General features: G+C 62.6%; 9 protein-coding genes. 5 read left to right on the forward strand and 4 right to left on the reverse strand.

All coding sequences use genetic code 11. The features are described 5' to 3' along the window. Positions 1-167 precede the first annotated feature (167 nt). Positions 168-1,856 (forward strand): glutamine--tRNA ligase/YqeY domain fusion protein, encoded by a 1,689-nt coding sequence (locus JX325_RS07220; RefSeq protein WP_204790477.1) that lies wholly within the window; start codon positions 168-170, stop codon positions 1,854-1,856. Between the two features lie 607 nt (positions 1,857-2,463). Here the strand turns inward: JX325_RS07220 and JX325_RS07225 are convergent. From JX325_RS07225 to JX325_RS07240, 4 genes are all read right to left on the reverse strand, one after another. Then, on the reverse strand, positions 2,464-2,940 hold the full coding sequence (locus tag JX325_RS07225) for an RNA polymerase sigma factor (protein WP_204790478.1): 477 nt from the start codon (positions 2,938-2,940) through the stop codon (positions 2,464-2,466). Positions 2,941-3,123: 183 nt separating this feature from the next. Then, positions 3,124-4,341 (reverse strand): dicarboxylate/amino acid:cation symporter, encoded by a 1,218-nt coding sequence (locus tag JX325_RS07230; protein ID WP_204790479.1) that lies wholly within the window; start codon positions 4,339-4,341, stop codon positions 3,124-3,126. Between the two features lie 224 nt (positions 4,342-4,565). After that, positions 4,566-5,273, reverse strand: coding sequence for an aspartate/glutamate racemase family protein (locus tag JX325_RS07235; RefSeq protein WP_204790480.1), 708 nt, complete (start codon positions 5,271-5,273; stop codon positions 4,566-4,568). 107 nt (positions 5,274-5,380) lie between these two features. Continuing rightward, positions 5,381-6,193 (reverse strand): sulfite exporter TauE/SafE family protein, encoded by an 813-nt coding sequence (locus JX325_RS07240; RefSeq protein WP_204790481.1) that lies wholly within the window; start codon positions 6,191-6,193, stop codon positions 5,381-5,383. A 401-nt stretch (positions 6,194-6,594) separates the two neighbouring features. Between JX325_RS07240 and glgB the strand changes: the two genes are divergently transcribed. The 4 genes from glgB to glgA form a co-directional block, all read left to right on the forward strand. Then, entirely contained in the window at positions 6,595-8,694 is a 2,100-nt protein-coding gene (glgB, locus tag JX325_RS07245) for a 1,4-alpha-glucan branching protein GlgB (RefSeq protein WP_204790482.1), read from the forward strand. Then, on the forward strand, positions 8,691-9,896 hold the full coding sequence (locus tag JX325_RS07250) for a glucose-1-phosphate adenylyltransferase (RefSeq protein WP_204790483.1): 1,206 nt from the start codon (positions 8,691-8,693) through the stop codon (positions 9,894-9,896). Before glgB ends, JX325_RS07250 begins: the two co-directional genes overlap by 4 nt. Beyond that, positions 9,893-11,005, forward strand: coding sequence for a glucose-1-phosphate adenylyltransferase subunit GlgD (gene glgD, locus JX325_RS07255; protein WP_204790484.1), 1,113 nt, complete (start codon positions 9,893-9,895; stop codon positions 11,003-11,005). Before JX325_RS07250 ends, glgD begins: the two co-directional genes overlap by 4 nt. A 180-nt stretch (positions 11,006-11,185) precedes the next feature. Then, the coding region (glgA, locus tag JX325_RS07260) for a glycogen synthase GlgA (protein WP_204790485.1) at positions 11,186-12,707 on the forward strand (1,522 nt) is incomplete at its 3' end.

Genomic DNA, 12,707 nt, shown 5'->3' on the forward strand with positions numbered 1-12,707 from the left:
GACCGCATTCGGGCAGGGCTGAAAAAACAGCCGGACATGGCTTGTCCGACTGTCCATTTTCAATATACAACTTGCCCGCCGGGAGGGCCGCAAAAATCCCCCTTGCAATCCCACCTTCCGTCCTGTATAATAAATTGTCATTTTATTTACATTGGGAGGANTTCGCTATGGCGGACGAAATCAAAGCGCCGNAGCTGGAAAGCCGGAATTTCATTCACGCGTTCATTGAGGAAGACGTGGCCCCCGGCGGGCAGTTCGAGGGCATGACGGTCCACACCCGCTTTCCTCCGGAGCCCAACGGCTATCTCCACATCGGCCACTGCAAGGCCCTGACCNTCGACTTAGGCNCCNNCNAGAAATACGGCGGGCTCTGCAACCTCCGCATGGACGACACAAACCCCACCAAGGAGGACGAGGAGTTTGTGGAGGCCATCCAGGAGGACATCCACTGGCTGGGCTTCGACTGGGGGGACCGCTTCTTCTTCGGCTCCGACTACTTTGAGGAGGACTACCGCCAGGCAGAGGGCCTCATCAAAAAAGGCCTGGCCTATGTCTGCCAGCTGACCCCGGAGGAGTTCAAGGAGTACCGGGGCGGCGTGGGCGTCCCCGCCCGGAGTCCCTACCGGGACCGGCCCATAGAGGAAAGCCTGGACCTTTTCCGCCGGATGCGGAGTGGAGAGTTCCCCGACGGGGCCATGACCCTCCGGGCCAAGATCGACCTGAACAGCGGCAACTTCAACATGCGGGACCCGGTGCTCTACCGGATTAACCACCTGCCCCACCACCGCCACGGGAATACGTGGTGCATCTACCCCATGTACGACTTCGCCCACCCCATCCAGGACGCCCTGGAGGGCATCACCCACTCCCTCTGCTCCCTGGAATTTGAGGCCCACCGGCCTTTGTACAACTGGGTGGTGGAGAACTGCGACCTGCCCGCAAAGCCCAGGCAGATCGAGTTCGCCCGCCTGGGAATCGACCACACGGTCATGAGCAAGCGCAAGCTCCGCCGCCTGGTGGAGGAGGGCCGGGTCTCCGGCTGGGACGACCCCCGGATGCCCACCCTCTGCGGCCTCCGCCGCCGGGGCTACACCCCCAAANCCATCCGCAATTTCTGCGAGCGCATCGGCGTGGCCAAGTCCGCCAACGTGGTGGAGTACGGCTTTTTGGAGCACTGCCTCCGGGAGGACCTGAACGCCACGGCGGAGCGGGTCATGGCGGTGCTCCGGCCCGTGAAGCTCACCATCACCAATTACCCCGAGGAGAAGACGGAAGCCGTCACCGTGGAAAATAACCCCGTAGACCCCGCCGCCGGAACCCGGGAGGTTCCCTTCTCCCGCAGCCTCTGGGTGGAGGCCGACGACTTCCTGGAAACCCCCGTGCCNANGTACAAGCGGCTCTATCCCGGCGGCCCGGAGTGCCGTCTCAAGGGAGCCTATCTCATCCGCTGCACCGGCTGCGTGAAGGACGAGGCGGGGAACGTGACGGAAATCCTCTGCGAGTACGACCCGGAGAGCCGGGGCGGCGACCCCGCCGACGGGCGGAAGGTCAAAGGCGCCACCATCGATTGGGTGGACGCCGCCACCGCCGTGGACGCGGAGGTCCGGCTGTACGACAATCTCTTTTCCGACGAGAATCCCGACGCCGCCGACAAGGATTTCATCGAGTGCCTGAATCCCAACTCCCTGGAGGTNCTGGCGGGCTGCAAGGTGGAGTCCTCCCTGGCGGAGGCGAAGGCCCCGGCGAATTTCCAGTTCCTGCGGCAGGGCTACTTCTGCCTGGACAGCAAGGACAGCGCGCCGGGCCACCTGGTGTTCAACCGGAGCGTCAGCTTGAAGGACAGCTTTAAGAAATAAAACGGAACCGCCGGAGGGAAATCCCTCCGGCGGTTTTTCGCTTAATCCTCGATGGTGGTCGTGATGACGCTGGTATAGGTTTCCGCAGAGGCGGATCTCTCCGTTGCTACGTTGTAATCCGTGTCCCCGTCATGGGAGGAAAGCTGAACCTCGCAGTCCTCCAGGGTGCCGGTAACCGTCACGCCCACGTCCTCGCCTCCGGCGGTCTTCACCGTCCCGGTATAGACGCCGTTTTCCGCGATTTCGTCGGTGATGTCAAACTCCGCATTGTCCACGGTCAGAATCAGCTTGCCGTCCTCGAGCTGNGNGTCCGCAAAGACGCCNGTGACCTCCANCCGTGCTCCCGCGTCGTTTTCCAGCACGATACGGGAATCGTCCTGGAAGATGATGCGCATGTTCTCAAACAGTTCGCCGTTGGTGGCGGCGTTGGCGCTGACCGCCAGANCCAGGGTCAGCACGGCGGCCATGGCCACCGCCCGCAGGGCCTTCAGCGGCCGCCGCATGGTCTTTTTATTCATCTCGTTCATTTTTACAAGGACCTCCTTCTTCGCCTCGCCGGANGCCCGGAGCCGGGAGAAGGTCTCACGATACAGTCTTTCGTCCATCATCAGGCTTCCGCCTCCGTCAGTTTGNTTTTCAATTGCCCTCTGGCCCGCATGAGCCAGGTCTGGACAGTGGACGCCTTGGCCCCCAGCAGCTCGCCGGCCTCCTTCACGGAGTAGCCTTCGTAGTAGTAAAGGTACACCGCCGCCCGGTACTTGGGGGNCAGGGCCATCACCTGCCGGAACAGCTCCGACTGGGCGGGCCGGTCGAAGACCGCGGCCTCCTCCGCCTCGTCCAGGGGATCGGTCCGCCGCCGCCAGGGGGAGCGGAGGAGCTTCTTGCACTCGTTGGCCGCCACCCGGAGAAGCCAGCGCTTCTCGTGGTCCGGCGACTCGAACTCCCTGGGCTCCACGTAGAGCTTCAGCAGGGACTCCTGCATCACGTCCTCGGCGTCCGCCCGGTTTTTCAGGTAACTGTACGCCAGCCGGAACACCATGTCGCCATAGAGCTCCACGGCCTCGTGGAATCGCTGGTCCGTCAACGCGTCTCACCTCCTTTTGGGTTGGTTTGGAAGGGCCCTTCTGTAAGGGATATCCCTCAGGGGTCCATGATATCCCACAAAGCTGAAAATTTTCTCAAAAAAAACCGGGGGACCCAAAACGGGTCCCCCGGCGGAAGTTCCGCCGCCGCTTCAGCTTNGCNGATTNCNGGGCGGGCTAAACTGTCATTTCTTCTCCTGCCACTTGCTGACGCAGAGGGAGCAGGCGATGTCGCCGGTGACGTTCAGGCAGGTGCGGCCCATGTCGAAGAGCCGGTCCACCGCCACGATGAGGCCGATGTAGGCCACGGGGATACCCAAGGTCTCCANCACCATGGCCAGCATGATCATGCCCGCGCCGGAGACGCCGGCGGTGCCGATGGAGGCCAGGGTGGCGGTTACCACCACAATGACCATCTGGCCGATGGTCAGGTGGATGCCCGCGNAGGAGGCGATGAACACCGTGGCCACGCACTGGTAAATGGCCGTGCCGTCCATATTGATGGTGGAGCCCAGGGGCAGGACGAAGGCGGCGATGTCGTCCTTGGCTCCCAGCTCATGGGCGCACTCCTTGGAAACCGGCAGGGTGGCCGCGGAGGACGTGGAGGTGAAGGCGAAAATCATAGCCGCAAAAGCGCCCTTGAAGAACTTCATGGGGCTCATGCCCACGACTATCTGCGCAGACAGGGAGTAGACCAGCACGGCGTGGACAACGTAGCCGATGTACGCGCAGAGAATGACCAGGAAGAGAGAGCCCAGAATGGCCGCGCCCTGGNTAGCGGTGACCCACGCCATATAGGTGAACACGCCGATGGGAGACAGGGAAATGACAAACTCCATCAGCTGCTCAATGACGGCATACATAGAGCCCACCAGATCCCGGCAGAGCTTGCCCTTCTCGCCCGCCATCATAATGGCCCCGCCGAAAAACAGGGAGACCACAATGACCTGGAGCATGTTGGCGTTGACAAACGCGCCCCACATGTTGCTGGGGAAGATGTCCACCAGCACGGACATAAAGCCGTTGAAGGCCTTGGGCTCGTACTCCGCCGCGCCCAGCTCCGCAGAGAGGTCCGGGAACAGGCCCGCGCCCATGAAGATGTTGGCGAAGACCAGGCCGATGACGCAGGCGATGGCGGTGGTGCAGAGGAAGTAGGCCACCGTCTTCACACCCACGGAGCCCACCTGCTTCATGTCGCCCATGGAGAGGATGCCGTCGATCATGCTCAGCAGCACCACGGGCACGACGATNAACTTCAAAAGATTCACGAAGATGTCGCCGAAGGGCTTCAGATACGTCGCGGTAAAGTCCGCCAAACCGGCGAAGTAGCAGACCAGGCCCACCGCGATACCGGCGACAAGCGCAATCAGTATCCGCACAGGCAGGTTGTTTTTCTTCTTCATACACTCACCTCATAAAAATAAAATCTTTGGGGCCCTCCAGGCGGTCCGTCTGTGTTTTGGACAAATGTCCTGCCGGGAATCCTCTCCAAATTAGCTACATTATACCAAAAGTGCCCGCAAATGTAAAGGGAAAATAGAAAAATTGTGAAATAGTTATGANAAAATCGTGAACGAAAAGCGGATGTCTGACAATATCGCCAGACATCCGCCCTCTTGTATTCGGTTTACTCGCCCCGCACGGAATAGCCGCAGAAGCGGATGGCGGCTTTCGCCAGCTCCTCCGTGGGGTCCGCGCAGGGGAGGTCCAGCCCCAGCTCCCGGGNCGCCAGGGGCAGCTCCGTGCAGGCCAGGAGGAAGCACGCCGCGCCACGGCCCGCCATGCCCTCTGTGACGGAGAGGAACACCTCCCGGTACGCCTCCGGCGGGGCCCCGGCCTTCACGCCTTGATAGATGACCTCCATCAGCCGCGCCCGCTCCCCCTCGTCCGGGACCAGGAAGGGCACGCCCCGGCCCGCCAGGGCCTCCTGGTACAGCCCCGCCGAAAGGGTGCCGGTTGTGGCCAAAATTCCAACCGTCCTCCCCGGAAACCGATCCCGGCAGGCGTTCGCCGCCGCCTGGATCATGCTGAGGAAGGGCAGCTTCGTCAAGGGCTCCAGCCGGGGAAGGAAGTAGTGGGCGGTGTTGCAGGGCATGATCACGCAGTCCGCCCCGCAGAGCTCCAGGTGCCGCAGGGCGTCCGCCATGGCGGGGACGGGGTCCTCCCCGCCCTCCAGGATGGCGGCGGTGCGGTCGGGGATGGAGGCGTTGCTGTCTATGTAGATCCGGATATGGTCATTGTCCCGGCCGGCGCCGGTGAGGGCCGTGATTTTTCGGAACAGGTCCNCCGTGGCCATGGGGCCCATGCCCCCCAGAATGCCAATGGTCTTTTTCATAAACGTCCATCCTTAAAGTCAGTCTTCGCCGCCGCTTCGGCCCGGTTATTCACCGGATTGCNAAANCNCCCGCGCCNTCNNTGGGTTCCGTTTCNCNCAAAACGCGGCTAGCCCCAAAAGTCCGGGAACAGCAGCTCGCTGCCCACCTTCACCGTCAGCAGGATCAGCACGACAATGACCGTCGGGCGGACGATCCGGCTGCCGTTTTTGATGGCCAGGCCGGAGCCGATGTAGTGTCCCGCGATGGAGGCCACGGAGGCGATGAGCCCCACGCCCCAGAATACATAGCCCGAAGCCATCTGCGTCACCAGGCTGCCGATGTTGGNAGAGAGGTTGATCACCTTNACGCCTCCCGCCGNGTGGCGGGTGTCCAGCTTCGCCAGGCGGATGAACATAATCATCAGGAAGGTCCCCGTGCCGGGGCCGTAGTACCCGCCGTAGCCGCCAATGACGAATGCCGCGGCCCAGACGATGGCAATCTGCCTCCGGCGGCTGATCTCCCCCGGCTCGTCGGGCCACTCCCGGTTCCGCAGGGNGATGAAGGCCACCACCGGCAGCACCAGCAAAAGCATGTACTTCAAGACCGCGTCCGGCGTCCGGTGCTGGAGCCAGGTGCCCGCAACGGACCCCGTCAGGGAGAAGAGGATGGAGGGCCCGAAGAGCCTCCAGTCCACATACCCGTTTTTGATAAACCGGGCGGTGGAAAAGCAGGTGCCGATGGCGGCGGAAACCTTGTTGGTCCCCAAGGCGTAGGGCGCGGGGAGGCTGCCGAAGGCGATCAGATGGGTGGGCACGGAGAGGATGCCGCCGCCGCCGGCGATGGCGTCCATGAAGGACGCCAGGAACACGCCCAGACAGATCAGCAGCACCACCCAGAGGGGGAAACCGTCGAAGCGCAGGGCCGTCAGAAACTGGAGCATGGAGAACCTCCTGAAAACATTGGATTATTTTGCTATCATACCGCAGACCGGCGGCAAAATCAACATCCCGCCATTTTTTATTAGCACACTTCCCCATTTTTCCCTTCCATCTTTTGAACATTTTGCCGAAGGTCACCAAAAATTATTGTGAATCTTGAAACAGATTTGGGGGAACCTGCTAAAAGACGGCCGGTTTTTTCGACAGGACCGTCCTTGACGCTATTTTTCAAAAGAAGTATAATATTCCAGAATAACTAATCGATTGCTTGAGACACAGCCCGCCGCGTCTGGACGGTGGGCGGGGCGTCCCGGAGGGGCGCCCGGGAAATCGGCGGGCCGCTCGCCTATAAGCGGCAGCTGCGGGTTTGGAGAGGTCCCGCGGCTATGCACGGAGGTTGACTATGGCAAAACACGATTACGCCGAACGCTTCCACGCCGGAACCCTGACGGACGGCTGGCGCTGGTTCGGCTCCCACCCCGATAAGAAAAACGGCGCGGAAGGCTGGACCTTCCGGGTCTGGGCCCCGCACGCCCAAAGCGTCTGCGTCGTGGGCGACTTCAACAGCTGGACAGACGGCGTCCACCCCCTGACCCGGGACGGCGAGATCTGGGAGGGCTTCATCCCCGGCCTTGGGGAATACACGTCCTACAAGTACGCCGTCACCGGCCCCGACGGGGAGGTCCGGCTGAAGACGGACCCCTACGCCTTCCACTGCGAAACCCGCCCCGCCACCGCCGGAAAGCTCTATGACATTGAGGACTTCAAGTGGACCGACGCCGCCTTCCTGGCCAAGCAGGAAAAGCACCAGGTCTACGAGTCCCCCCTGAACATCTACGAGGTCCATCTGGGCTCCTGGAAGAAGCGGCCCAACGGGGATTTTTACGATTACAAGGACATGGCCAAAGAGCTGGCCGCCTACGTCAAGGAGATGGGCTATACCGCCATTGAGCTGCTGCCCGTGCTGGAGCATCCCTTCGACGGCTCCTGGGGCTATCAGTGCACCGGCTACTTCGCCCCCACCTCCCGGTACGGCACCCCCAAGGACTTCCTCTGGTTCGTAAACCACATGCACAAAAACGGCATCGCCGTTATCCTGGACTGGGTCCCCGCCCACTTCTGCAAGGACGCCCACGGGCTCTATGAGTTCGACGGCGGCTGCTGCTATGAGTACAGCGACCCCAACAAGTGGGAGCACGCCTCCTGGGGCACCCGGGTCTTCGACTACGGACGGCCCGAGGTAAAGAGCTTCNTCTTCTCCTCCNCACGCTTCTNGCTGGAGGAGTGCCACATCGACGGCCTGCGCGTGGACGCGGTGGCTTCCATGCTCTACCTCGATTACAGCCGCCAGGGCGGGGCCTGGACCCCCAACAAGTACGGCGGGCACGAAAACCTGGAGGCCATCGACTTCCTCCGGGAGCTCAACGCCATGGCCTTTTCCGTGAAGCCCGGCGTCATGATGATCGCCGAGGAATCCACCGCCTGGCCCATGGTCAGCCGCCCCGCCGACATCGGCGGCCTCGGCTTCAACCTCAAGTGGAACATGGGCTGGATGAACGACATGTGCCACTATCTGAAGCTGGACCCCTGGTTCCGCCAGGATCACCATAAGGACATCACCTTCTCCATGATGTACGCCTTCTCCGAGAACTTCGTGCTGCNCACCTCCCACGACGANGTGGTCCACATGAAGGGCTCCGTGGTGGGAAAGATGCCCGGGGACTACACGAACCAGCTCCGCTGCACCCGGGGCTTCTACGCCTACCTGCTGGCCCACCCGGGCAAGAAGCTTCTCTTCATGGGCGCGGAGCTGGGCCAGTGGCACGAGTGGAACGACAAGGAGTCCCTGGACTGGTATCTGCTGGAGAACGAGGNGAACCAAAAGATCCACCGCTTCTTCAAGGAGGCCAACGACTTCTACAAGAAGGAGCCCGCCCTGTGGGAGATTNACTTCAGCTGGGAGGGCTTCGAGTNGCTGGTGGTNGACGACAACCACAACAACGTGGTGGTCTTCCTCCGCAAGGATAAAAAGGGCCGGGACCTCCTCTGCGCCGTCAACTTCTCCCCCAATACTTACGAGGGATACCGCATGGGCGTCCCCGCCCACAAGCAGTATACCCCCGTCTTCAATACCGACGCGGCGGAATACGGCGGCGACGGCTTCGGCGACACGGAGCCCGTCCCCGTGGAGGCCGCCCCCTCCCACGGCAAGGAGTACTCCGCCGCCATCCGCATCCCCGCCTTCGGCGCGGTGTTCCTCCGGGGCGAGGGGACCTTCCCCAAGCCCAAGGCCGTCAAGGAGCCCAAGGCCCCCAAGGCCGTGAAAGCGGTGGAGAAGGTTTCCAAGGCCGCGGGGAAAACCGTGAAGGCCTCCGCCAAGGCCCTGGTNAAAACCGTCAAATCCTCCGCCAAGGCGGAGAAGGCCCCCAAGGAGGGCAGCGCTGAAAAACCCGCAAGAAAGCCCAGAGCGAAAAAACAGGCAAAGGAGCTGAAAGAGACATGAAGAAAGAATGCATTGCCATGCTGCTGGCCGGAGGACAGGGCAGCCGCCTTTATGTCCTCACCGGAGACATGGCAAAGCCCGCCGTTCCCTTCGGCGGCAAGTACCGCATCATCGACTTCCCCCTCTCCAACTGCACCAATTCCGGCATCGACACCGTGGGCGTGCTGACCCAGTACCGCCCCCTGGAGCTGAACAGCTATATCGGCAGCGGCCAGCCCTGGGACCTGGACGGGTCCACCGGCGGCGTCCACATCCTGCCTCCCTACCAGGGGGCCAAGGGCGGCACCTGGTACAAGGGCACCGCCAACGCCATCTATCAGAACCTGGGCTTCATCGATATGCACGACCCCGAGTACCTGGTCATCCTCTCCGGCGACCACATCTACAAGATGGACTATTCCGACATGCTGGCCCGCCACAAGGCGGCAAACGCCGCCTGCACCANCTCCGTCATGGAGGTGCCCTGGGCCGAGGCGCCCCGCCTCGGCATCATGAGCGTGGACGGGNACGACATGATCACCGAGTTCGCCGAAAAACCCAAGGAGCCCAAGAGCAACCTGGCTTCCATGGGCATTTACGTATTCTCCTGGAAGACCCTGCGGCAGTACCTCATCGACGATGAGAACACGGAAGGGTCCGAAAACGACTTCGGAAAGAACATCATCCCCTCCATGCTGGCGAACAATGAGCGCATGGCCGCCTACCGCTTTGCCGGCTNCTGGAAGGACGTGGGCACCCTGGAATCCCTTTGGGACGCCAATATGGACATGCTGGCCCCCGAGTCCGGTCTGGACCTGCGGGACCGCTCCTGGCCCATCTACGCCCGCTCCGTCAGCGCTCCGCCCGCCTTCCTGGGCGAGAACTCCGCGGTGGCCCACAGCGCCGTGAACCGGGGCAGCGTGCTGGAGGGCGTGGTGGAGAACTCCGTCCTCTCCCAGAACGTCACCGTGGGCGAGGGCGCGGCGGTGCGCTATTCCGTTCTCTTCCCCAACGTGGAAGTGGCCCCCGGCGCGGTGGTGGAGTACGCCATCCTGGGCGAGGGCTGCAAGATCGGCCCGGGCTGCCGCGTGGGCGGCACGCCGGAAAATACGCCGGAGGGCTGGGGCCTGACGGTGCTGGCCCCGGGCTGCCAGCTGCCTGAGGGCAAAGACGCCAAAGCGGGTATCATGCTGAACCGCAACGGTGAGGAGGTGTCCAAATGAACGGACTGCACGGAATTATTTTCACCTATGAGCGCCGCGGCAACCTCCAGGAGCTGGGTTCCATCCGCTCCTCCGCCTCCATTCCCTTCGGCGGAAGGTTCCGGNCGGTGGACTTCGCCCTCAGCGGCCTGGTGAACGCCGGGGCCANCGACGTGGGCATCATTCTCCACGGCCACTACCAGAGCCTGCTGGACCACCTGGGCACCGGCAAGGACTGGGACCTGAGCCGCAAGCGGGGCGGCCTGCGCCTTCTGCCCCCCTTTAACTATAAGGGCGAGTGGGGCGCCATGCCCTACCGGGGCCATATCGAGGCCCTGACCGCCGTGCGGACTTATCTGGAAGAAATCCGCCAGGACTATGTAGTCATGATGGACGGCGATCTGGTGGCCAACCTGCCCCTGAGCGACGTGTATGAAAACCATCTGAAATCCGGGGCGGACATCACCGTGGTCTGCGCCAACGACAGCTTCATGACCGAGGACGGCACCTACTTCCAGGTGGGAGAGGGCGGCCGGGTCGCCGAGGTCTTTGTCAGCCCCCACACTCCCCGGGGCCTCCGGGGGCTGGGAACCTACGTGGTCTCCAAGAAGCTGCTGCTGGAGCTGGTGGACGACTGCGCCGCTAAGGACCAGCTCAGCTGGCGGGGGGACGTGCTCCAGGCCCGGAAGGACCAGCTGAACATCCAGAGCTATATCTGGAAGGGCTACGCCGCCCAAATTCGTTCCGTCCAGGAGTATTACGACCGCAGCATGCAGCTGCTGGACCCCGCCATCCGGGCGGATCTGTTCTGCGCGCAGCGCCCCGTCCGGGCCAAGAACGCGGACCTCAGCTCTACCTACATCGGCTCCGGCGGAAAGTGCGTCAACTCTCTGTTCGGCGACGGCTGCTCCATCGAGGGCGTGGTAGAAAACTCCATTCTCTTCCCCGGCGTTACCGTGGAGGCCGGCGCGGTGGTGCGCAACTGCGTGATTTTCAAGGACTCCATTGTCCGCAAGGACGCGCAGCTGAGCTATATCATTGCCGACAAGGATGTCGAGGTCCTTCCCGNCCGGACGCTGANGGGTCATGTCACCTATCCCATTGTCCTGGCCAAGGGCAGCAAGGTATAAAGTTTCATAAAAGGGGGGCGGCCTCGTCCCCCTTTTATGATTGAAAGGCCGGATTGACCCCGGCCCCACAATTTGGTATAATAAGGGCAGCGCTTTTCCGGCGGCGTTTCAGCCGCCGATCCCTTCCAAAGTCTCGTGCCTCCGGCCCGCGCCGGGGCCGATATGAAAAGGAGTACGTGTATGAAAATCTTGTATGTGACCAGCGAAGCGGTCCCCTTCTGTAAAACCGGCGGCCTCGCCGACGTGGCCGGTTCCCTTCCCCCCGCCCTGGCGGAGCAGGGCGCCGAGGTGGCCGTGGTCCTGCCCCTCTACCAGCGGGTCCGGGAGCGCTTCGGAAACGAGCTGAAATTCGAGTGCTACGACTACGTAGACCTGGCCTGGCGGCACAAATACTGCGGCCTCTTCTCCCTGGAGAAGGACGGCGTGACCTGGTACTTCCTGGACAACGAGCAGTACTTCAACCGGGGCTCCCTCTACGGCCAGGCCGACGACGGCGAGCGCTTCGCTTTCTTTTCCCGGGCCGTGGTGCGGATGCTGGACCACTTCAAATTCTGGCCCGAGGTGGTCCACTGCAACGACTGGCAGTCCGCCCTGGTCCCCATCTACCTGAAGGACGACGGTGTGCGGGAAGACCGCTACCGCTCCATCAAGACCGTGGTCACCATCCACAACATCGAGTATCAGGGCCGGTACAACCCCTACGTCCTGGGCGAGCTCTTCGGCCTGGACGCCGGCTGGGCCAAGGACGGCACCATGCTGCTGGACGGGGACGCCAACCTCCTCAAGGGCGCCATCCTCTGCGCCGACGCGGTTAACGCCGTCTCCCCCACCTACGCCAACGAGCTGAAAATGCCCTACTTTGCCCACCGGATGGAGGGCATCATGCGCCAGTGCTCCAACAAGCTCTCCGGCGTGTTGAACGGCATCGACATGAAGCTCTACGACCCCCGGACCGACGGGCGCATTCTGAAGAATTTCTCCCTCGAGGATATGGAAGGCAAAGACGCCTGCAAAGCCGAGCTCCAGCGGATGGTGGGCCTGCGGGAGGAGCCCCATACCCCCATTGTGGCTATGGTGAGNCGCCTGNTCTCCCACAAAGGCCTGGACCTGATCTGCGAGGTGCTCCACGATATGATGGAGCTCCCCATGCAGCTGGTGGTCCTGGGCACCGGCGACCAGCGGTATGAGGACTTCTTCGGCTGGGCCGCCCAGCAGTATCCCGGCCGGATGTCCGTCCGCATGGACTATAACGAAGATCTGTCCATGGCCATTTACGCCGGCGCGGACCTCTTCCTCATGCCCTCCAAGAGCGAGCCCTGCGGCCTGAGCCAAATGATCGCCATGCGCTACGGNACCGTGCCCATCGTCCGGGAGACCGGCGGCTTGAAGGATACCGTCCAGCCCTGCGAGTCCTGGCGGGACGCCGGAAACGGCTTCTCCTTCGCCAACTACTCCAGCGGCGACATGCTCCATGTTATCCGGGAGGCCGTGTACCTATATAAGGACTATCCCGACGTCTTCGGACGGCTCCGCCAGCGGGCCATGTCCTGCGATTTCAGCTGGGCCCGCAGCGCCAGGGAGTATCTGCGCATCTATGCCACCATCACCGGCCAGACCTGGCCCATCCACAGCGACACCCGCCGGGCCCTGGAGGTTTCCGAGGGAGAGGCCGCCCCCGCTGAGGAGCCCGTCCCCACTGAGG

It is taken from the genome of Oscillibacter sp. CU971 (genome assembly GCF_905219725.1).
Classification (GTDB): Bacteria; Bacillota; Clostridia; order Oscillospirales; family Oscillospiraceae; genus Oscillibacter.